The sequence below is a fragment of the Stieleria mannarensis genome, assembly GCF_014154935.1.
Lineage (GTDB): Bacteria > Planctomycetota > Planctomycetia > Pirellulales > Pirellulaceae > Stieleria > Stieleria mannarensis.
On the sequence record NZ_JACEHH010000040.1, the window covers coordinates 59,608 to 81,132 of the forward strand.

At 60.2% G+C, this 21,525-nt stretch carries 15 protein-coding genes; 6 read left to right on the plus strand and 9 right to left on the minus strand.

Going from position 1 to position 21,525, the window contains the following annotated elements; genetic code table 11:
* The first annotated feature begins 128 nt into the window (after nucleotides 1-128).
* Nucleotides 129-2,633 carry a DUF1549 and DUF1553 domain-containing protein gene (locus tag H1B37_RS23645; protein WP_182869460.1) on the plus strand — a complete coding sequence of 835 codons (2,505 nt, stop codon included), beginning with the start codon at nucleotides 129-131 and terminating at the stop codon, nucleotides 2,631-2,633.
* Here the strand turns inward: H1B37_RS23645 and H1B37_RS23650 are convergent.
* From H1B37_RS23650 to H1B37_RS23675, 6 genes are all read right to left on the minus strand, one after another.
* Nucleotides 2,623-3,909, minus strand: coding sequence for a dihydroorotase (locus tag H1B37_RS23650; protein ID WP_182869462.1), 1,287 nt, complete (start codon nucleotides 3,907-3,909; stop codon nucleotides 2,623-2,625). The genes H1B37_RS23645 and H1B37_RS23650 overlap by 11 nt on opposite strands.
* Nucleotides 3,909-4,925: an aspartate carbamoyltransferase catalytic subunit gene (locus H1B37_RS23655; RefSeq protein ID WP_182869464.1), complete on the minus strand. Its 1,017-nt coding sequence runs from the start codon at nucleotides 4,923-4,925 to the stop codon at nucleotides 3,909-3,911. Before H1B37_RS23655 ends, H1B37_RS23650 begins: the two co-directional genes overlap by 1 nt.
* Nucleotides 4,926-5,141: 216 nt before the next feature.
* Nucleotides 5,142-5,552: a DUF423 domain-containing protein gene (locus tag H1B37_RS23660; protein WP_182869467.1), complete on the minus strand. Its 411-nt coding sequence runs from the start codon at nucleotides 5,550-5,552 to the stop codon at nucleotides 5,142-5,144.
* Nucleotides 5,549-5,965 (minus strand): response regulator transcription factor, encoded by a 417-nt coding sequence (locus H1B37_RS23665; protein WP_182869469.1) that lies wholly within the window; start codon nucleotides 5,963-5,965, stop codon nucleotides 5,549-5,551. Before H1B37_RS23665 ends, H1B37_RS23660 begins: the two co-directional genes overlap by 4 nt.
* A 31-nt stretch (nucleotides 5,966-5,996) precedes the next feature.
* Entirely contained in the window at nucleotides 5,997-6,842 is an 846-nt protein-coding gene (locus H1B37_RS23670; protein WP_182869470.1) for an alpha/beta hydrolase, read from the minus strand.
* A 266-nt stretch (nucleotides 6,843-7,108) separates the two neighbouring features.
* Nucleotides 7,109-8,011 (minus strand): B12-binding domain-containing protein, encoded by a 903-nt coding sequence (locus H1B37_RS23675; protein WP_353620907.1) that lies wholly within the window; start codon nucleotides 8,009-8,011, stop codon nucleotides 7,109-7,111.
* Between the two features lie 286 nt (nucleotides 8,012-8,297).
* Between H1B37_RS23675 and H1B37_RS23680 the strand changes: the two genes are divergently transcribed.
* The 3 genes from H1B37_RS23680 to H1B37_RS23690 are packed head-to-tail and all read left to right on the plus strand — an operon-like array spanning nucleotide 8,298 to nucleotide 11,187.
* Entirely contained in the window at nucleotides 8,298-9,371 is a 1,074-nt protein-coding gene (locus H1B37_RS23680) for a sigma-70 family RNA polymerase sigma factor (RefSeq protein WP_182869473.1), read from the plus strand.
* Nucleotides 9,368-10,747, plus strand: a complete 1,380-nt coding sequence (locus tag H1B37_RS23685) for a TIGR01777 family oxidoreductase (protein WP_182869475.1) — start codon at nucleotides 9,368-9,370, stop codon at nucleotides 10,745-10,747. Before H1B37_RS23680 ends, H1B37_RS23685 begins: the two co-directional genes overlap by 4 nt.
* Nucleotides 10,744-11,187 carry a hypothetical protein gene (locus H1B37_RS23690; protein ID WP_182869477.1) on the plus strand — a complete coding sequence of 148 codons (444 nt, stop codon included), beginning with the start codon at nucleotides 10,744-10,746 and terminating at the stop codon, nucleotides 11,185-11,187. Before H1B37_RS23685 ends, H1B37_RS23690 begins: the two co-directional genes overlap by 4 nt.
* Before the next feature lie 242 nt (nucleotides 11,188-11,429).
* Here H1B37_RS23690 and H1B37_RS23695 read toward each other — a convergent pair whose 3' ends face one another.
* From H1B37_RS23695 to dnaG, 3 genes are all read right to left on the minus strand, one after another.
* Nucleotides 11,430-12,665: a PQQ-binding-like beta-propeller repeat protein gene (locus H1B37_RS23695; RefSeq protein ID WP_182869480.1), complete on the minus strand. Its 1,236-nt coding sequence runs from the start codon at nucleotides 12,663-12,665 to the stop codon at nucleotides 11,430-11,432.
* A 332-nt stretch (nucleotides 12,666-12,997) separates the two neighbouring features.
* Nucleotides 12,998-14,701: a sigma-70 family RNA polymerase sigma factor gene (locus H1B37_RS23700; protein ID WP_182869482.1), complete on the minus strand. Its 1,704-nt coding sequence runs from the start codon at nucleotides 14,699-14,701 to the stop codon at nucleotides 12,998-13,000.
* 142 nt (nucleotides 14,702-14,843) lie between these two features.
* Nucleotides 14,844-16,958 carry a DNA primase gene (dnaG, locus tag H1B37_RS23705; RefSeq protein ID WP_353620908.1) on the minus strand — a complete coding sequence of 705 codons (2,115 nt, stop codon included), beginning with the start codon at nucleotides 16,956-16,958 and terminating at the stop codon, nucleotides 14,844-14,846.
* A 695-nt stretch (nucleotides 16,959-17,653) separates the two neighbouring features.
* Here dnaG and H1B37_RS23710 point away from each other — a divergent pair.
* Together H1B37_RS23710 and H1B37_RS23715 are read left to right on the plus strand one after the other, a co-directional pair.
* On the plus strand, nucleotides 17,654-18,862 hold the full coding sequence (locus tag H1B37_RS23710) for a hypothetical protein (RefSeq protein ID WP_182869484.1): 1,209 nt from the start codon (nucleotides 17,654-17,656) through the stop codon (nucleotides 18,860-18,862).
* Nucleotides 18,863-19,170: 308 nt separating this feature from the next.
* Nucleotides 19,171-20,343, plus strand: coding sequence for an RHS repeat domain-containing protein (locus H1B37_RS23715; RefSeq protein WP_182869486.1), 1,173 nt, complete (start codon nucleotides 19,171-19,173; stop codon nucleotides 20,341-20,343).
* The last annotated feature ends 1,182 nt before the right edge of the window (nucleotides 20,344-21,525 follow it).

The following is a 21,525-nucleotide window of genomic DNA, read 5'->3' on the forward strand; positions in this document are numbered from 1 at the left end:
GATGAGACCATTATCGAAGTTGTAGCTACCTTCGCCAGAAGGTGGATTCCCCGGGCTTCCCACGCTCTGGCGAGCGTAGCTACTGAACGATCGTCTTTCCTGCCCCCATCCCTCCCCAGAACCTCATCATGCGACAACGTTTGAATTCGTTTTGTTTGTTGTTCCTCGCGGCCGCACTCTCGCTCGTTTGCCCGAATCCTGTGTCGGCCGACGGTGCGGGTTTCGCCGTGCTGCCGCGGACGGTTCAACTTTTCGGCAGCGAAGGCCGACAACGGGTTTCGATCGTCTCGGTTCGTGATCAATTGCCGTCGTCGGTGCTCGATCCGCGGCGGTACAGCATCACGATCACCGACCCAGCGGTTGCGACGATTCGTGACGGTATCGTGACGGCGGTGTCCGACGGCGAAACGACGCTGGAGTGCAAGGTCGGCGACGACGTCACGCGTGTCCCCGTGGTCGTCACGGGCACCGGGGCGGAGCACCGTTGGAGTTTCCGAAATGATGTCCAATCGGTGCTGGCCAAGGCGGGCTGTAACATGGGCGCGTGTCACGGCGCGCTGGCCGGAAAAGGCGGTTTTCGACTTTCGCTGCGCGGCTACGACTGCCAACAGGACTTTTTGTCGATCACGCGCGAGGCTCGGGGACGACGCATTGAGATGGCGGACCCGGGACGCAGTTTGGTGTTGGCCAAACCGACCGGCGCCCTGCCGCACAAAGGCGGGCTGCGACTGGATGTCGATTCGCGCGACTATCGGGTGATCAGTGAATGGATCGCCGACGGCGCCGCCCCGCCCGCCGCAGATGATCCGTCGCTGCAAAAGATCACGGTGGTGCCGGAAAACGCGATGCTGTCGCCGGGCGATACGTCTCAGGTCTTGGTCAGTGCCCACTACGACGACGGACGTGTCGTCGATGTCACCCACTGGGCGAAATTCACCGCGACCGACGAAGCCGTCGCCGGGATCGATGACAACGGCCGGGCCGTCGTGCGGGGAAGCGGTGAAGCCGCCGTCTTGGTCTGGTTCGGCAGCAAGGTCGTGTTGGCGCGGATGACCGTGCCCTTTGATCACGACGCACCGGCCAACCGCTACGACAACGCACCGCGACGAAATTTCATCGACCAAGAAAACCTGGCGCAGCTGAAAACACTGCGGTTGCTGCCCTCACCACGCTCGAGCGATGAAACCTTCTTGCGACGTTCGACGCTGGACACGATCGGACGCTTGCCGACGCCGGAAGAGCGACGGCTGTACCTGGAATCCGACCCACGAGATCGTCGCGACGCTTGGATCGAACGCTTGCTCGCCAGCGACGATTTCGTGTCCTATTGGGCGTACAAGTGGTCCGACATGCTGTTGATTAATGGCACACGTTTGCGACCGATCGCGGTGAAGACGTATTACGCTTGGGTCAGAGACCGCGTGCAAGCGAACCAGCCCTGGGACGAATTTGTCCGCGAGATTTTGACCGCTACGGGGCGCAGCGACGAAAACGGCGCCACCAATTTTTACGCGTTGCATCAATCGCCCGAGGACATGACCGAAAACGCATGCCAGGCGTTTATGGGGCTCTCGATCGGATGCGCCAAATGCCACAACCACCCGCTGGAAAAATGGACCAACGACCAATACTACGCGATGGCCAACCTGTTCGCCCGCGTCCGCGCCAAAGGCTGGGGCGGGGACGGCCGCAACGGCGACGGATTGCGAACGCTGTACGTTTCCACGACCGGCGAATTGATCCAGCCCAATCGCGGCAAACCCCAACCGCCGGCCCCGCTGGACGCCGATCCGATCGCGTTGGATGATCCCGGCGATCGACGGCAAGTGCTGGCCCGCTGGATGACCGATCCGGACAATCCGTACTTTGCCCGTTCGATCAGCAACCGAATCTGGGCCAACTTCTTCGGCCGCGGCTTGGTCGAGCAAGTCGACGATCTGCGGCTCAGCAACCCGGCATCCAACGAATCCCTGCTGACCGCACTCAGTGCTCACTTGATCGACGTCGACTTTGATCTGAAACAATTGATGCGGACGATCCTGCAAAGCGAAACCTACCAACGCAGCAGCGTCCCGTTGGCCGAAAACCAAAGCGAATCGAAATACCACAGCCGGTACTATCCGCGACGATTGATGGCCGAGGTCCTGCTGGATTCGATCGACCAGGTACTCGGCACATCGACGACGTTCAACGAGTTGGCGTTTCCGGGCGCAGATCGCCAAAAGACAGACTTCTATGAAACCGGAACCCGCGCGATCGAACTGTTCGACGCCTCGGTCAACTCGTACTTCCTGAAAACGTTCGGCCGCAACCCACGCGAGATCACGTGTGAATGCGAACGCAGCGACCAGCCCAGCATGGTTCAGGTGCTGCACCTGTCAAACGGCGACACGCTGAACCCGAAGCTGGCCGCAAAGCAAAACGTGTTGACCGAAGCGGTCGGCAAGGGGCTGGATGATGAAGCGATCATCCGCGAATTGTTCCTGCGCGGATTGGCCCGCGAGCCCCAGGCCGAGGAGATGAAGACGTTGTTGGGTGTGCTGGGCGAGTACGGTGATGACGATCGGATGACGGGGCTACAGGATGTCGCCTGGAGCGTGCTGACCAGCACCGAGTTTACATTCAATCACTGAAACGCAACTCGCCGCCGACGATCGTGTGCCGGACCCGGCCGATCAATTCCATGCCGGCAAACGGCGTGCTGATGCAAGTCGACCGAAACTGACTCGGATCCACCTTCCATCCCGCGTTGGGATCGATCACGGTGACGTCGGCCGGACGACCGTTGCCGAGCGTGCCGGCATCCAACCCGGCGATCTGAGCCGGGCGCGTCGACATGCGGTCGATCAATTCGATCCAATCCAACGTTCCGGTCCGCACCAGTGCCGTCGCCGCCGTGGCCAACGCGGTTTCCAGCGACGAGATCCCGAACGGTGATTGATCCAGGTCGTTCATCATCTTTTCGCGACTGCGCGGCATGTGCCCCGATTGAATCGCATCGATCGTCTTGTCCTTGACCGCCTGGCAAAGCGTCGCGACGTGACTGGGGCTGCGGAGCGGCGGATGAACTTTGAATCGCGATTCATAGGATCGCATCGTCGCGTCGCTGAGCATCAAGTTGTGCGGGCAAGCCGAGGCGGTCACCACGACGCCGCGTGATTTCACACGGCGCAGCATGTCGACCGCACCCATGGTGCTGACCGGTCCGACGTGCAAACGCCCGTCGGTCGCTTCGGCCAGACGCACATCGCGGGCAACCGCCAAGTCCTCCGCTTCGGTCGGCAGTCCTTTCAAACCCAACACCAGCGATACCTGCCCGTCATGCATCACCCCGCCCAGTGCCATCTCGGGAACCTCGGGCGAATCGATCACCGGACGACCGAGCATGCGGCAATACTCCAAGGCACGTTTCAGCAGCGCGTCGCTGGGGGCGGCGCGTGGGGCATCGCTGAACGCCACCGCGCCGGCTTCGGCCAACAACCCCAACTCGGCCATCTGTTTTCCCTTGCGGCCCTTGCTGAGACAGCCGACGACGTGGACGCGTGCGCCGCGAGCCTGGGTGGCTTTCTGGCGGACGAACTCCACTGCACCGTGCGAATCGATCACCGGGTCGGTGCTCGATGCTGCCAAGATCGACGTGTAACCGCCGGCCAGCGCCGCATGCGAACCGCTGTGCACCGTTTCGTCTTCCTCGAAGCCCGGCTCCCGCAACTCGACTCCCAGATCGACCAACCCCGGCGCGACCAGACAGCCGCCGGCGTCGATCACGTCACAGTCCTGGGGCAGGTCGCCGTCGCTGGGATCGATCGCCGCGATCACTCCGTCGGCCAGCAGGATCCGGCCGCCACGGTTCAAGTTTTGACTCGGGTCGATCAACGTCCCGTTTTCGATCAGCAGTGGCTTTTTCATCAGTCGCTTTTGTTTCCTTCGTTTGCCTTCACTTCAAACGATCCGCTGCTCCGACCGGCATGCCGGTCATCGGCGACCGACAGCAAGTACAGGGCGGACATGCGAACGGCGATTCCGTTGGTGACTTGTTCCAGGATGACCGAATGCGGACCGTCGGCGACTTCTGGAGTGATCTCCACGCCGCGATTGATCGGGCCGGGCGCCATGATCAGGATGTTGTCCTTGGCGTGACGCATTCGGGTCGCGTTCATGGCGTACAGCGCCGCGTATTCGCGGACGCTGGGGAATGGCCGTGCGTCTTGCCGTTCAAATTGAATCCGCAGCAGGTTCAAGACGTCGCAGCGGGGCAGGATTTCGTCCAAGTGGTGGGCCACTTCAAAACCCAGTTCCTGCCAGCGCGGGCTGACCAGGGTCGGCGGCCCGCAGATGATCACGTGGGCACCCAACTTTTTCAGTCCCCAAATGTTACTCCGCGCGGTGCGGCTGTGGGCGATGTCGCCGACCAGTGCAACCGTCAATCCGTCCAAGTTGCCGCGGTGTTGGCGGATCGTCAGCAGGTCCAGCAAACCTTGGGTGGGATGTTCGTGCGGACCATCCCCGGCGTTCAAAACGCAGCACCCAAGTTCTCGAGCCAGCAGGTTCGCCGTCCCGGGGGTGGAATGACGGGTGACCACCCAGTCCACCCCCATCGCTTCGATCGTCTTGGCCGTGTCGGCAAACGTTTCGCCCTTGGCCGTGCTGGAACCGGTCGACCCGAATTCGACCGTGTCGGCGCCCAGGCGTTTGGCCGCCAGTGAAAAACTGTTGCGGGTCCGCGTGCTGTTCTCGAAAAACAAATTCGCACACGTCTTGCCGCTCAGCAGCGCCAATTTGCGGCGACACCCCTCGGTCGCCTCCTTCAGCCGTTGGGCGACGTCCAGCAACAGGGTGATTTCTTCGGCAGACAGGGATTCCAAATCCAACAAGTGCCGGCGATCCCAACGCTCCGTATACGATGTCAAATCAGGCACGCTCATCAACCACCTCGCTCCGTGACCAGCCGTTTCAACAATCCAAAGGCCATACGGACCGTAAGATTAATGAATTGATGGCAAATCCGCGAGCGGGCGATGATCCAAGTGTGGGATCGTCTTCCAGCCTGTCGTCTCTCGATCCGAACGCCTCCCCCGTAGCGGAACTCGCCAAGGGTTTCGCTCCCGCACGAACCGCGGCGAAAGCCTTCGCGGCTTCCGCTACGGGGCGTTCCGACGGGGCACACAAAACGCCAACAACACCCAAGCGATGATCCAGGCGACGCCGCCGAGCGGTGTGATCGCGCCCAGCCATGGGGTTCCGGTCAACACCAGCACGTACAGGCTGCCGCTAAAAAGAGCGATGCCGGCCAGGAACAGCCCGCCGACGCGACGGACCATCGAACCGCCGTGGCTGGGCAAACCGCTCAGGGCCAACAAGACGACTGCGTGGACCAGATGGTATCGCGATCCCGTTTCGAATTGATCGACACGTTTAGCGATCAAGTCCGGCTCCAGCCCTTGGGATTGCAGGAACCCGTCCAGTCCGTGCGCGGCAAACGCACCGAGCGCGACGCCCGTGGCACCGGTGATCGCGGCGGCAACGAGCAGGAATCGGTCGGGCGGGTTCATGCCGATGTCAGCTGGGTATCAACGGCCCGCAGCAGTTTGTCCATTTGAAACGGCTTGCGGATGTACTCGCTGACGCCCAACAGTTCCGCATACGCTTTGTGGCGACTGCCTTCGTTGCCGGTGATCATGATCACCGGGACCATTTCTTCAGACATTCGTCGCAGTTTTTCCAGGACCAGAAACCCGCTGCGTTTGGGCATCATCATGTCCAGGATAATCAGGTTGGGCGACTCGCGTTCGGCCAGCGCCAACCCTTGGTTGCCGTCGCGTGCGATCACCACTTCGTAACCGGCGTCTTCGAGCGCGTAACGCACCGACTCGATGATTTCCGCGTCATCGTCGACGATCAGAATCTTTGCGCCGCGATCGCTTTGATCCACTTCGGGGAGATCGTCAGAGTCTTCGTCGGCCATGCGGGGGAACCTGGAGGGGGAAACGGGTGGGCTAATTATCCGAGAACGAGGTCGGGCTCGTATCCCAGGGGCTTAGTTTAGCAACTGGAGCACCGTTCACCACATGGTTCATGATCCATCGGTCCAGATCCGACAAAACGGCGGTGTTCATTTCGTCGTCGTTGCGATATTGACGGATCTCCAATTGCGCCCCGATCGAGCTGGCGGCTTGGATTTCCGAGACCAGGCGTGTCTGGTCGTAAAATTCGCTTTCGATCGACCGCTGCCACAACATCGGCAATCGGCGGTCCTTCAGTCGCTGGCGATCCAGCTCGGAGCTTGCGGGCAATTGAAAGGCTCCGCCGAGCGAAATCGCCGCGGCGAACCGTTCCGGATGACGCATCGCGATCCGCGCAGCCATCGTTCCGCCGTTCTGATAACCGGCCAAGATGATTCGCTGGGCGTGGACGCTGTATTGTGCTGCGGTTCGGTCGATCGCTTCCAGTACACTTCGCTCGGCCCACTGCATGGCGGCCGCCGAGTTGCTCCACGCGAAACGATGCCCGGACGGATCAGACGCCGACGGTGCGCGGACACCCGTCGCGACATAGTTCCGCGAACTGACATGCGGCATCACGTGGCAGACTTGATTCTCATTGAATCCGTCGCTGTGCAGCCACACGATCAATGGGTAACGGTAATTCGATTCGTAGTGCAGCGGCACAAAAAAGGTCTGGGCGCCGATCGCCTCGGACCAGTCGGCCGCTGCTCCATCGGACTGCTCCCGTGCAGCTTCTTCCGCATCGAGCGCGTCGACAGGGGATGGGGTGCTGTCACCTCCGTCGGCATGTTCTTCGCTAACGGACTTCCAGATCGTGGTCGCATCAAATCGGTTCATAGCAAACCGGAACTCAGCAAGTGGAAAGGCATCAACACGCTGCTGACGGCTTGCTACAAACGTACGAACCTCAACGAGGATGTGTCAACGCTGAAGCGAAAATGCCGAAGCCAAAACGGCAAAATTAGAAACGCTGTCAAAACAATCCTTTCGGGTCGTGGACCAGGCGACAAATCCACGCAGGTTCCGCGCGGCGTAGACTTCTCGCGTCGTCCACTACCTTTCCACCCGAATCGTAAGCCGAAATGGCAACTCGGAGCAAAACGCTAACGCTTCAAAACGTCCGCCAATTCGACCAGGTGACGCAGACTGTCGCAGTGCGCCGTGTATCGCAATTTCGGGCGAAGCTGGTCGTCCAACGCACGGCCGCCCACGATCAAGCTGACATTTTCTGCCACCGAATCGGCAAGCTTGTTTTGCTCGCGCACAAACCGGACCGGATCATCCACCGACGTCACGCTCAACCACGCCAGCTTGGGCTGGTAATCCTGAACCGCCTGGATCATCGAATCCAGAGGCAGGTCGTTCCCCAGATTGATCGCATTCCATCCGCTCTCACGCAATGCAAGTTCGACCAACGCGGTCGGCAACTGATACGGATCCGACTCGGGGGCCGCGCCGATCGCCACGGGGGCCTCCTTGGGGACGGCCCTGACCCCCTCGCGAAGGCTGTGGATTAGCCGCGTGCAAATCGTGCAGCTTCGCCGTTCTTGGTAAACGTCCAGCTCGCCGCAATCCCAGGCGTCGCCCAGTCCCCGCATCGCGTCGGTGATCAGGTCCTCGGCCGCCTCGGCTCGAGACCACCCCAGTGCGATCCGCTCCTCCAGCAGCGCCATGCAACGTGCTTCGTCGCCCGCGGCCAACGCCGCCCGGAACTCCTGCTGCGCCGGCTCGGTGCCCTCGCCGCGGACGGCGGGGCGGCGGGGGGGGCGATTGGCCGCGACTTCCAGTTCTCTGGCGTCGATGCCCAAGGCCCTGGCGTCAACGATCGTCCGTTCGGTCGTCCGCAGAAACTCGCGGAGGGCGGAAAGCGTGATCCGGCGATGGCCGCCGACGGTCCGCACCGTCGGGATCATGCCGCGGTCGCACCAACGCTTCACCGACGACTCGCTGACGTGCAGCGAGCTGGCGATCTGCTTTGGGGAAAACTGGGGCAGCGAATCAGTCACAGCAGCTGGAGGTAATGGATGGAGGTGAATCGGGGTGAACGTTTTGGACGATAAACGGTCGCCGTGGTCGATTTGGAATCGTACCGGAAAGCTTCACCACGCCAACCTCGTTTTAAAAAACTTTTGCAAAACGGCGTGGTTTTCAAGGTTTCTCAGACGGGCGGGGCTGGTTTTTCGACATTTTTTAGTTTCGGGCATTGTCGTTGCAATCTTAGCCCACTATACCGTAGTGAACGTTTTGGACGTTTTAATCGTTCATCCAGCCCACCCCCCAGGAACCGAACCCATGCCCGCCGACCAAACCCTCGCCTGTGCGTCCGACACGATCGAAACGTCGCCCCGACCTCGGGCGGGCAAACTGCGGGCCCGTCCGCCCGCCTGGCTCGCGATGGACGAATTAAAGGAAGCGAATCGCGCCGCCGACACTCTCGTCGAACCGCTGGGCGAGGCCGGCCACGACGAATTGAAGCGACGGACGCGAATCCGGCTGCGAGAAGAGATCGATTTCATCTCCAACCCCGAGTTCGGCAAACGGGATCTGGGAAAAAAACTGTTCGCCGAATCGCTGGGCCTCGCCCCCCGCAAGGCGGAGCTCGGCGTCGCCGCGATCCGCCGCAGCGGGATCGACATGCCGATCCACCTGGGGCGACTCTGCGAGGCTCCCCTGCTGACCCCCGAGCAGGAGCAGATGCTTTTCCAGCGAATGAATTACTTGCTTCAGCAAGCGGCGGTTCATCGTAGCCTGCTCGACCCGGCCCGCCCGTCCCGCGTTCGACTGCAGTTGATCGATCGCTTGATCGCCCTCGCCTCCTGGCACCGGGATCGAATCGTCGAAGCCAACTTGCGGCTGGTGTTTTCGATCGTCAAGAAATTTGTGAACGCCAGCAACCGATTCGACGACTTGTTGAGCGATGGCATTGTGGCACTGATCCGAGCGGTCGAAAAATTCGACTTCGATCGTGGCTTCCGATTCAGCACCTACGCCACCCAAGTCATTCGTCGTAATTCCTATCGCACTGTCGTCGTCAACCAGCAGGAACGACAGAAGACGGTCGGCGGGCTGCAGGACATGGATTTGGATGTGACGGACGAAGGCCGCGAGTCGGCGATCAGCGAAAAACGTTGGCATGAACTGCGTAGTCGCTTGAGCGTGATGTTGGATGAATTGGATCGTCGTGAGAAATTCATCATCCGGGCGCGATTTTCGCTCGGGGCGCATCGCAAAGTGCATACACTGCAATCACTCGCCAACCGGCTGGGCGTTTCCAAGGAACGCGTCCGCCAGCTCGAGCGTCGGGCGATGGACAAGTTGCGTGCGATGGCGGGTGACGTCAAACTTGAAGAACTAGAGACTCAGTGAAAAAGTACTTGGCATCGACAACGCTTCCCGTCGGCATTGAAGAAGCATTTGCATATCACGAGCGCCGTGGGGCGCTGGACCGATTGATTCCACCCTGGAAAAACGTGACGGTGGAATCGTCCGACGGAAGTTTGAAACCCGAGAGTGTCGTTGTCCTTCGGTTGAAAACCGGACCGGTTTCGGTGCGTTGGGTGGCTCAGCATACCGAATACGATCCGCCCAATTGCTTTGCCGACGTCCAACGCAGTGGGCCGTTTGCACATTGGGAACATCGGCACCTGTTCGACCCAGCGTCATCGGACGGGTGTGTCCTTCGTGATTCGATTTCTTACGAGTTACCGCTGGGCGGTCTCGTCGGTGCATCGCTCGCCCGCAAGGAGCTGGAGACGATGTTTGCCTATCGACATCGGGTCACTCGCGATGATTTGGAATTGGCGGCCAAGTATCAAACCGATCCGATGCAGATCGCGGTTTCGGGCACGTCCGGCTTGGTCGGCAAGAAACTTTGCTCCCTACTGACACTGTTGGGGCATCGCGTCATCCGGCTCGAACGTTCCCTGGATCGAATTGAAGAAGGTGATGACGCGCTCGCGCCATGGGATTCATCGTCGGAGGCGGAAAAGCTTTCCGGCATCGATGCCGTCGTTCACTTGGCGGGCAAACCGATCGCCGCGGGGCGATGGAGCGAGTCGGTCAAACAACAGATTCGAGACAGCCGCGTCGAACTGACCGGCCGACTGGCGTCGTTGCTCGGTCAATTGCCCGAGCCACCCAAGGTCATGATCTGTGCGTCGGCGGTCGGCATCTATGGCGATCGCGGCGATGAGGTGCTGAGCGAATCGAGTGCCCCGGGCGAGACATTCCTGGCAGACGTTGCATCCCAGTGGGAACGTGCGTGCCGGCCGGCCGAGCAGGCGGGCATCCGCGTCGCCAACGCACGTCTGGGCATGGTGCTGGACGCGAGTGGCGGAGCCCTTGAGAAAATGCTGCTTCCGGCAAAGTTCTTCGGCGGCGCGCTGGGGGACGGAAGCCAGTGGTGGAGTTGGATCTCGGCCGACGACGTGGTCGGAGCGATCTATCACGCCATTTGCGACCAGCGGGTCTCGGGGCCTTTCAACCTGACCGCGCCCGAGCCGCTGACCAATCGTGATTTTGCCCGAACACTGGGGCAGGTCATTTCCCGCCCGGCATTGATTCCGGCACCCGCTTTCGGGCTGCGATTGGCGCTCGGTGAGATGGCCGACGCGTTGCTACTGGCCAGCACCCGCGTGGTCCCGTCGGTCTTGCAAGACACCGGCTATGAGTACCGCTTCACCAACCTTGACGAAGCCTTGCGATACCATCTGGGCGTCAATCGGCTGGAGTCGATCGAATGAATGCCGGCGTGATCTTCCTGGTCAATCTGGTGACCACGTGGTACCTGGTCGGATTGATTTGGATGGTCCAGTGCGTTCACTACAAGCTGTTCGATCGCGTCGGCGGGGAGCAATTCATCGAGTATGAAACCGACCACGCCAATCTGATCACTCCGATCGTCGGTCCGCCGATGCTGGTTGAAATCGCAACGGCCGGATTGCTGCTCGTCTTCGCTCCGCCGCTGATCCCACGCTGGGTGCTGGTCGCCGCCTTTGTCGCCGTGGTTGGCATTTGGCTGTCGACCGCCTTTATCCAAGTGCCCTGCCACAATCGCTTGACGAATGACGGATTCACCCGAGCCGATTATCAATTGCTTGTCGGCAGTAATTGGATCCGCACGATCCTATGGACCGCCCGCGGTTTGGTTCTAGCCTACTTCGCGTCGAAGCTGATGACGTAGCAGACCGCACTCTCTAGACGTAGCTACGCTCGCCAGAGCGTGGTTCAAGTATCGTCTCTCTAGACGTAGCTACGCTCGCCAGAGCGTGGTTCAAGTATCGTCGAATGCCCATTCGGACATCGCAGTTATGCCTCAGAAAACCTGGGTGCTGTACGATCAATCATTAACTTCCGCGAAGAACGCACATACTTCATGGTTGCGATCGGTGAACTTTCACCACCGCATATCAACTCGCTCGCCCCTCAGCGACTGATGCGGAACACCTTGATTTTCCCAAGGTCACGCACCACCAGATAATCATCAGTCACGGCAACGTGCGCCCACGAATCCTCTGCCACCACCATCTCGTCGATCAGTCGGTATTGCGGTGTGGTGCCATCGAGCAGCATCAGCTTTCCTTGTTCGGTCAGCGCGAGGATTCGAGTTCCGTCAGAAATTAAACTCGCGTATTTGCCGATCGGTCGGGTGGTGAAAGTGGCTTCGCCGGTCGTCGCGTCCAACGCCGTCATCCGCTCGTTTTTCAGATGCATGTAAATTCGCCCGTCGACCAGCACGGGAGATGACATGTAGGCCTGCTGTTTCCGGTTCCAGACCTCGTTTGCCGACCACTGATCACCCGACCGAGAGATTTCCAGCAGCTGCGCGGTACCGCTGTGTGCCGACGTAAAAACGCGATCGCCGATCGGCAGCGGCGTCAGGATATTCATGCCGCGAAAGGCCTGGATCGGCTGCTTCCAGAGTGGTTGCCCCGTTTCCAAGTCCACGCCGCAAAGCTCCAAGCGGGTTTGCACCAGCAACTGTCGCTTGCCCGCGATCGTTGCGATGACTGGACTGGAAAACGCCCCGGGGGAACTTGACGTCGCGTTTTCAAGGGTCTGCCAGATCAGGGAACCATCCGCCATCGATAGCTTGACCGTCGCGCCGCCGGTCTGCATGTAGACCGCACCGCGGTCGATCAGCGGGGAGCAATTTGCACCGAACATTGGCAGCGGCGATCCCAGGGTCTTGGGGAAATCCACCCTCCACTTTTCCGTTCCTGTTTTCGGATCCAAGCAAACGATCACGTCGCGCATTCCGACGACGACCAGCCCGTCTTTGTTGCACGCCGGCGTCGCGCGGATCCAATCGCCGTTGGATGCGGCAAAAAAGGGAACTGCCATCGATCCTTCCCACTGCGCCGTCCACGCAACCGTGCCATCGCTCAGGTCATACGCGGTGACTTTTTCGTCCTTCTTGGCGACCGTCTCGGTCGTGTACAGCATCCCGTCAAAAATGACCGGCCCGCTGTAGCTGGGGGCGTGCGGTTTCTCCCACGCCAGTGTCACGTTGCCTTTCAGCGACGGTGGCAGCGACGTGGAGACTAGCTGGCCATCGCGATTGTCCCCTCGCCATTGGCTCCAGTCACCCAGAGCAGAGGAATTCAATTGGGCGAGACAACAGCACAACAAACACGGCAAAAAGAAAGACCGAACGTTCATGGCGGCAGCGATAGATGGCGGATGTGACAAGAAACCCGCTGGATCATAGCGCCCCGGCTAGACCATCAACCAACGGGACCGCCCCGCCGGTCCTCCGAAGGGAGACTGGACCTGCCTTGACGTAGGGCGTTTTTGTATGGAGGTCGGAAGTGAATTGAGTTAACCCACCGATGGCAGCGCGAACCCACGGATGTTGTACGGTCGGGAATCCGTGGGGACGCGCTGCCATCCGTGGGCAGTCGTTAAATTTTCTGCGACGCCCGGAACGGCATCGCGCGGGGTTCTGCACACGACAGCCCGGAAACGCTGTCGCACTTTGAAAAAGCTCCCGCCTACGCGGCGACCTTGATGAATGAGGCGAGTCGGTCGGCGCGGCTGGGGCTTTGCAGCTTGGCGACCGCCTTGGCTTCGATTTGCCGAACGCGTTCGCGGGTGACTTTGAAGATCCGTCCACATTCTTCCAGCGTGTAGCTGTAGCCGTCGACCAAGCCATACCGCAAACGGATGATCTCACGTTCGCGATAGGTCAACGTCTTCAGCAGTTCGTCGATCTTGCCACGCAGGATGCCGCCGGAAGCCATCTTCACGGGGTTCAAACTGTCGTTGTCTTCAACGAATTCGCCGAAGCTGCTGTCTTCGCCTTCTCCGACCGGGCGGTCCAGGCTGACCGGATGCCGGCCGATGTCCATCACGCGCTGAACCTCTTCCAACGGCACGTCGGTCATCTCGGCGATCTCTTCGTAGGACGGTTCCCGCTTCAGCTGTTGCGTCAATTTCTTTTGTGCCTGACGCAACTTGCTCAGCACGTCGATCATGTGAACCGGGATACGAATCGTTCGCGCCTGATCGGCGATAGCTCGCGTGATTGCTTGACGGATCCACCAGGTCGCGTAAGTGCTGAATTTAAATCCGCGACGGTATTCATACTTGTCGACCGCACGCATCAGCCCCGTGTTGCCTTCTTGGATCAGATCCAAAAACGACAGTCCACGGTTGCGGTACTTCTTGGCGATCGAAACGACCAGTCGCAGATTGCCGCTGCTGAGTTCTCGTTTGGTGGCCTCGAATCGCTCGAAGTGCTCGCGTGCTTTGGTGACGCGTTTGTGCAGACTTTCGGGCGTCTCCTGTGTCAGGATCATCAACTCGCGAAGCTCTTGTCGCAAGTCCGCCGCTTCGTCTCGGCTGACCGCGTCGTTGCCCAGTTGTGCCAGTCGGGCGCGGATGTAGTTCATCCGTTTGGAGAACTCTTCCAGCCGAGCCAGCATCGGGGTGACGCGTCGGCTCCGCAGACTCAGCTCCTCGACCAACTCCAGTGCCTTGCGGCGGCGTGCGATGAAGCGGCGACGGACTTCGGCCTTCAGACGCGGCGGGGTGCTCTTGCGTGCCAAGGCTTCGAAATCTTCGCGGTTTTGCACGATCAGGCGGTCCAGCGTGCGAAGGTTGTGGGGCATCCGCGCGGAGATTTGTTCTTTCGTCAGATGCTCGGTCAACGAGACCTTGATGGTGCGGTCGAAGGGCAGTTCGCCCTCGTGCACGCGGTGCAACACTTCGACGGTGTGGCGCAACGCGTAGTCGGACTCCAGCAGGCAGCGTCGGAATTGACGCCGGGTGACTTCGATCTTTTTGGCCAGCGAGATTTCCTGGTCGCGGCTCAGCAACGGGATTTCCGCCATTTGGCTCAGGTACATGCGAATCGGATCGTCGCTCGCCCGAGGCATTTCAACGCTGGCCAGTTCTTCGGCGACAGCGGCGCCGGGCATTTGATCATCGTCGTCATCGTCGGCCGCCGGTGCGTCATCGCCGACGCCACGCATCGCTCGCACATTCGGCTCGGGGCGGCGGTTCGTGGCGGTCGCGGCGCCGTGTCCGTCGACCAGCTTGATCCCGAATCGCTCGATCACTTCGATCAACTTGTTCAGCTTCTTCGGGCTGCCGTCTTCATCGGGAAGGTAGGCGTTGATTTCATCGTAGGTCAGGCATCCTTGCTCGTGACTACGCTCTACCAATTCGACAAGTTCTCGATCCATCAAAAGCATTGTTCAAAACCTCATGTTTGAGTTGCCCATCATGGGCGTGCGGGTCGTTCCTTTTCACCACACCGGTGCTTTCATCCGGGTGCGGTGTTCATTTTGTGCTTGACGTTGCGGGCGTCATTCGGTCGTGTTCGTTCAGCCCTCCCTAGTGGTCGATTTGCTGACGATTTTTTTCCGAATCGAAAAGCTGCTTTAGTAGATCCAGCTCTTCGGATTCGTCCAAGGCCAATGATTCAAGTTTTGCGATTTGTCGATGTTTTTCGGCAATGTTTTCTCGTCGATGAAATTGCTCCAACAACGATTGGAATCGCTGCTCGGGGCTTTGCGAGAGTTTGCCTTCGCGTTGCGCCAGGCGAAATTGCATCGTGACGATTTCATTTTTCAAAAAATCGTTTTCGATCAATGCCAGCAACGTTTCGACGGTCAGGTCGCGGCCTTGCAAATCCAATTCTTGATAGGCCGCCAAGATCATCTTTGCCGACAGTGTGTCCAGCCAATCGGGGTCGATCGTTTCAACCGCGCGGCCGGCCAACTCGGGTGACTCGATCATCGTTTCGAACAGCTCGCGATCGAAACTGGTCAGCGGGACCTCGCCGTCTTGAGCCGGATCTGCGGGGCGCGTTGCGGAACTCGATGCCGTCGAACTGGACGCCGGCGAACTCGACATCGCCGGAGCCTGGTCGGGAAACCAGGCCTCGTCGGGATCGACATCGGCGGCTTCGGCCAATAGCAAGTTCGGATCGATCGGCCCGGTGGCGGCTCCCGGTGAAATTCCCGGCGCGACCCGCGGCACCGATCCGGTCGGGGCCGCTGGTGATTGACGCTGCGGGCCGTCCTCGGGTGACGATTTGGATGATGCCGCCTTGTCGGCCGCCGCGGCACGGAACTTGGCCGCCCGGCGTTGTTTCGCTTTCTCTTCGCCGCGTTTCTTTTCCAGCCGGTCTTCCAATCGCGCCTGGGAAATCTCGAAGGTTCGCGACAGACGCAGGATCATCTGGTCTTGTTTCAGCGGGTCCATCCGCGGCGCCTTGGCCAGGATTCCCGTCATCGTGTCGATCGCCTGCATCACCGCGTGGGTGTCGTGCGTGACGTCGACGCCCGCGGTCAATGAGTTCAGTTTGTGCTCAAGCGCGTCCGGGGATTGCTCGACCAGTTGCTCCAGCGATTCGCGTCCGTGCCGGTCCAAGTAGTCGGCCGGGTCCAACGCATCGGGCAGCGTCAGGACGCGCAAGTCCGCATCGGCCTTGATGAACAATTCCAGCACTTCGTCGGCGCGTCGCTGTCCGGCCGCATCACCGTCCAGCACCAACACGACGCGGCTGGCCAATCGCTTCAGCGTGCGGACGTGGGCCTCGCCGAGTGCGGTGCCCAGGACCGCGACGACCGGTTCGATGCCCGCTTGCCGTGCCGCGATGACATCGGTGTAGCCTTCCATCACCAGGGCTTGGCCGCCCTTGCGAATCGATTCCCTGGCGAGTTGCAGTCCGTACAGCTGTTCGGATTTTCGGAACAGCTTCGTCTCGGGACCGTTGATGTACTTGCCGCCCGCGTTCTCGCCGTGACGCGCCGCGATTTCCGGGATCACACGACCGCCCATCGAAATCGGCCGGTTTTGCATGTCGTGAATCGGGAACATCAAACGGCCGCGGAACAGGTCGTAGCTGCCGTTACCGCCACGCCGATTCAGCGCCACTCCGGCCGCGGCGGCGATTTCGGGACGGAACGTTTCCCGTTTCAACAGCCCGGTGGCAAAGTCCCAGCTGTCCGGTGCGAACCCGATGCGAAACAGTTGTCGGTGCTGATCGTCGATGCCGCGGCTGGCCAAGTAGTCACGGGCGATCTTGGCGTCGTCGCTTTGGGGCGAATCGAGCTGATCAAAGTAGGCGTCACAGATCAGTTTGACGGCGGCAAGCAGCGTCGTCTTGTCGTTCTTGGATCCCGGTTCGACTTTGGGGCCGGCTTGAAATTCGATGCCGGCTTGCTCGGCCAGCGTCCGTAGTGCGGTGACAAAGTCGACGCCGTCGCGGCGCATCACATAGCTGAAAACATCGCCGCCGATGTTGCACACCCAGCACTTCCAGGTCTGCCGTTCCTGGTTGACCGTCAGCGAAGGCGAGCGGTCGTCGTGCCAGGGGCAATGGGTCGCCAGCATGCGTCCCTTGGGGACCAGCGTCAACGACGCACCGACCACGTCAACAATGTCGACGGCGGCACGCACTCGCTCTTTGAGGTCCAGGTCCATCATCGCGGACAAAGCCACTCGCTGAAATTCTTCCCACGCTGTTTTTCGACCGCTGTTGCTCTACAGCCGTTGTTCGACATTCGCGCAGGACTGGCGAAACCATCCGGATCGGTCGACTCGTGCCTGTTTCAGCCTGGCTGAGCCCCGCTTCTTGTCGGGCGCCCTCAACGCGGCAAGGCAAAGGCTTTCTCCTGAAAGCCGTTCGAGCAAATTTCGATCACACGCACTCCGTTGCAGCGTAACAAATTTCGCGGCCCAAAGGACTCCAGCGACAGTCACATCCCCTCTGAAGGGAGAGGATGTCGCCGGACGCGGTGGGCCACGATTGATGTTTCGCGTACGAGCCGAGGGAGTTTCACGATCGGCCGATTTCACGTCAAGATCAGTTTCACGCAATTTTCACGGCGTTTCGCTGGGCACGATCTCGCCGCGGTGGCGTTGAAAAAAAGATCGTCGGGCTATGGCTGGTGTCTAGCCTTCAGGCGATCCTCGTAGGCTGCTTCGCTGTGACCGGGGGCGGCAATCGCTGGACGGGTCAGGAACCGTGCCGTCCAGTGCGGAGCCGTGACGCGAACGGCCCCAACGATTGGGCCCGAACAATTCAGCGAACTTTACCGAGTCGATTGACGAACAATGGGTTTCCCATCGGTATAATTAGTCGGAATCTGTCTCCCCCCCCCTCCCCGCAGCGTCTGTCTCGCCAGTCCGGATCCATGCCCGCATTCGATGTCGATTCGCAGAGCCCGGGCGGCTCGTTCGAACCCCAGCCGGCGGACAATTGGTCGATGCCGCTGGGGGCGATCGCGGGCATTCGGCTGTACATCTCGTACTCGGTGTTCGTCGCCCTGGCGATCCTGACGGGGCTGGTCGCGATGGTCCAAGGCCGTGAAGGCAACGGCGACCTGCCACTGGTGACCCTGACCGCGGTGACAATTTGGTTCTTCGGCTGGGGCGTCCAATTTCTGGTGCACCTGTGCCTGCACTACTGGACCGATGCCAAAAGCGAATCGATCACCATCGGCGTGCTGGGGATCGAAGCAGCCAATCCGCTCTATCGCCGCTACCCCTGGTCCGCGGTCGCCAACCTGATGGCCGCGTGTTTCTCGCTGACCGCGCTGGTGATTTTTGGCGCCGCGTGCTTGGCCGTCCACATGCTGACACGGACCGACGGTTATGCCGACGCGTCGCTTTGGTTACGCGCGTTGGCGACGCCGGGACTGGGATTGGACGCGGTGGCGAATTGTTACCTGACCGCCGCGTGGTTGTTCTGGATCCAAGCCGCCTGCCAAGCCTATCCGCTGCCGAAGAGCCTTGGCCGCGGCGCGATCGCGTCGGTCGTCGTCCTGTTGGCCGCCGACGCCGACGACGATCTGCAGCTGAAACTGCTGCGACGCTCGCTGCAATTCGTTTCTCTGATCACCGTCGTCATCGCCATGGCCACGCTGATCGCCGACGGCGACATGAATCTGCCACGATGGCCGATCCTGTTGCTCCTGGCGGTCGCCTTATGGGTATCGACGCGAAAGTCGGACCTCTACGACTGGATCACGTCCATTCACATCGCCGGCGCCGACCCGATCTCGGCGCACTTCGACGTCACCGAGCTGCGTGAAAGCGACCTGGGCGAACCGACCAGCCGCCCGGCCGAGGTGTCACCGAAACGCACGCCCTGGATCAGTGAGATGATCGACTCGGTGCGGATGCGTCAAAAACGCAAACGCGTCCGCGCGGCGATGCGACGTGAACACGAAGAAGCCAGCGACGCGGCGCGACTGGACCACGTCCTGCAAATCGTCAGCGAGCGCGGCACCGAAGGCCTGAGTGCCGAAGACCGAGCCCTGCTGATGCGGGTCAGCAAGAACCTGCAACGCCACCGCCAGACGCACACCGACGACGCAACGCAAAAAGGGGACGGGGGTTGATTCCGGCACCCAGCGCCCCATGCCAATGTAGAACCGTTGTCCCCAACTGTTCCCCCGTGACCGCTTCGCGGCCCCCCCCCCAAATCTGCCGCCGACGAACGTGTCGAAGGACACCCCAGCGTCGAAACCACGTTCATCGAGCGGCATCAAGCAGCACCGGCCCGGCCGGCAACTGCCACAACGCACAGTCTGGCATCTGGTCCACTGGCCAAGCGATCGGAGGCCCCAGCGATAGCCGGGACAAATTAACGGAGAACAAGAGCACTCAAACGCAAGCCCAAGGTGACGCCGATGAAGTCAAAAGAAACATGACGGCGATCCCGGCGTTCCTCCGCCCCGGCAGCGATCCGCTGACGTCCACATGGGGCGTCGACCATCGCTCGGATTCGGCCGATGCAGACAACGACAGCACCGGCGACGTGTTCCACCTGGGGGACGCACTCGTTCGCCGCCTCCCACACGACGATGGCACAACGGTCAGCATCACTATCCAAAATGCCTTGCTAACCGTCGCCGACTCCACGTCAGCAACCGCGGCGACCACCCCCACCGACAAGGCCAGCTACATCGACGCCCCCGTCGTACGTGACGGCCCCGGCGGACTGCGTGACTACCATCGCACCCAACAGTACAGCATCACCGCACTGACCGATTCGAGTGGGGCGATCAAGGAAAGGTACGCTTATGATGCGTATGGCAACCTGTCGATCTTCGATGGTAATGGGACGGCGCGGACATCGACGGCAGAGGGAAACCGCTACATGTATACTGGCCGCGAGTACGACGACGTCCTTGACCTCTACCACTATCGCGCCCGCATGTACGACTCGATCTCGGGTCGGTTCTGCTCCAGAGATCCGATCGGGTACGCGGATGGTGTGAACCTCTTGCAATTCGTTTCATCAATGCCGTGTAACGCGATCGATCCGTTAGGTTATGAGACTGGCGTTGCTCCTGGAGGTCCCCCAAAGACGCCTATTTCATTCCCACACCAAGGGTTTGAGCCGAAGATTCAGCCGAAGATTCCGCCAACGGTCACACCAGTCGTAAAACCAGTCGCTGAGACGACCTGCAGATTGGTTGTTCGCCGTATACCGCATGTTGTGGCATTTGGAGGCGGGGTTCATGCTGGTGATTGTATGGCCCGAAAGTTCAAGCACCAGGTTACATGGACTAGATGGTTTTACTATATCTGCAGTTCAAATCGTGGACCGCTTCCTATGCCGGATTTAGGTGGCCCGAAGGTCCCGCCCAATAAACCAGGAAAAAAGCATGGCGACGATGAATGCATGTGCTGCGAGGCAAAGTCGGTGGATGTCGGTGGGCACATGCGTGAATTCACAAACTGCCAAATTATGAAAATCGTGGAATGCAATTCAGAATGGGATCGAACGTGTGTGCCTGATGGCTTTGGCGATGGCTCGCCTGTCGACAGGATGCCGGCGGACTATGATCATCCGAATCCTGACTTCCCATTTTGAGGAGTTAGGACACCACTCGACGCGTTCTGCAACACGTCTTTCGCGTTTTCGAAGGTCATTTGGAGGGCGAGTTCAGTGGATGATGACTTAACCAAATTGCGCACCGTTATCGACACCACGAAGGTAGATTGCGTCGAACCGTATTTGGTTCGTCCAACACGGTATGGTGAGACCCCTGATTTCCAAGTGGGGCCGAAGCATAAGGTCTACATGATCTACCGTCGTGGAACGATTTCAGCTGATGTGGCGATTGCTCACTGGCTAAAGCTTGAAAATTGCGTGGCAACGCGGAAACCGCTAGTGCATCACCATCGAGCGTGTGTGCTACTGCGGTTCTCGGAATGCGGTCAAACACTTGGGTTGGCGACAATCGACTGGGGTTTTGGGAGTGTGATAGTTTGCTCAAACGGGCTTTTCGGGATACGAGATTTCGATGCATTAGATTCAGAGGCTCTCAGTACCAGGCGAATTTTTGAAGATGCACTTCGCAATGGTGAAAATATTCGATCAGGTGGCGGACATGGGGGCAGGCCTGAGGGCGAATAAGCCAAGAAAACTGGGCAGGAGCCGAATCGGCAGGATAGGTAGTCCGACGTTTTCTGCCTCTTGGCTCGCGGCGGACGGCGGACTTAAACGCAGGACCGAGTCGATTTCCGCCGCAATGCATGGTCGCGAAGCCTTCCCAGTTGACCTGTCGGTCACATCTCCAGTCAAATCAAAGGGGGCGGGGGTTGGATCCTGCAAATGCAGCGGCGGACGATTGATGTGATCGCAAGACCAAGTCGACTTCCGCCGCAATGGGAGGCCACTTGGCCTTGCCACAAGACCGACCGCGCACCCGGACGCGCAAAGAACGCCGTAGGCACGGCGGGTAGGATGCCCGTCGATTGAAACCCGTCGGGGACAGGATGTCCGTCGGAGAACGATGGCAGGAAGCGGCGGAAAGAGCGGGAATTGGGAGTGGAGGAGAGAGGGAGAACGAGAGTGATGATGGTCGTGGAGTAATCGAGCGGGCCATCGTTCGGCGACCGGAGGGAGGGAGGGATCGACCGAGCGGAGCCGGCGGTTGACGGAGGTGGTGACAGCGACCGAAGGATGAGGGTAGCGCCGAGCGCGAGCGAGCAGCACCGACGCCGAGGGCGGAGCCCGATAAGGACAGTGCGAGGCAGGATGCCGAGCTCG

Coding starts and splice junctions, on each gene's coding strand:
- H1B37_RS23690 (WP_182869477.1), top strand. CDS start 10,744: ATGAATGCCGGCGTGATCTTCCTGGTCAATCTGGTGACCACGTGGTAC.
- H1B37_RS23710 (WP_182869484.1), top strand. CDS start 17,654: ATGCCCGCATTCGATGTCGATTCGCAGAGCCCGGGCGGCTCGTTCGAA.
- H1B37_RS23650 (WP_182869462.1), bottom strand. CDS start 3,909: ATGAAAAAGCCACTGCTGATCGAAAACGGGACGTTGATCGACCCGAGT.
- H1B37_RS23645 (WP_182869460.1), top strand. CDS start 129: ATGCGACAACGTTTGAATTCGTTTTGTTTGTTGTTCCTCGCGGCCGCA.
- H1B37_RS23660 (WP_182869467.1), bottom strand. CDS start 5,552: ATGAACCCGCCCGACCGATTCCTGCTCGTTGCCGCCGCGATCACCGGT.
- H1B37_RS23670 (WP_182869470.1), bottom strand. CDS start 6,842: ATGAACCGATTTGATGCGACCACGATCTGGAAGTCCGTTAGCGAAGAA.
- H1B37_RS23700 (WP_182869482.1), bottom strand. CDS start 14,701: ATGCTTTTGATGGATCGAGAACTTGTCGAATTGGTAGAGCGTAGTCAC.
- H1B37_RS23665 (WP_182869469.1), bottom strand. CDS start 5,965: ATGGCCGACGAAGACTCTGACGATCTCCCCGAAGTGGATCAAAGCGAT.
- H1B37_RS23695 (WP_182869480.1), bottom strand. CDS start 12,665: ATGAACGTTCGGTCTTTCTTTTTGCCGTGTTTGTTGTGCTGTTGTCTC.
- H1B37_RS23655 (WP_182869464.1), bottom strand. CDS start 4,925: ATGAGCGTGCCTGATTTGACATCGTATACGGAGCGTTGGGATCGCCGG.
- H1B37_RS23680 (WP_182869473.1), top strand. CDS start 8,298: ATGCCCGCCGACCAAACCCTCGCCTGTGCGTCCGACACGATCGAAACG.
- H1B37_RS23715 (WP_182869486.1), top strand. CDS start 19,171: ATGACGGCGATCCCGGCGTTCCTCCGCCCCGGCAGCGATCCGCTGACG.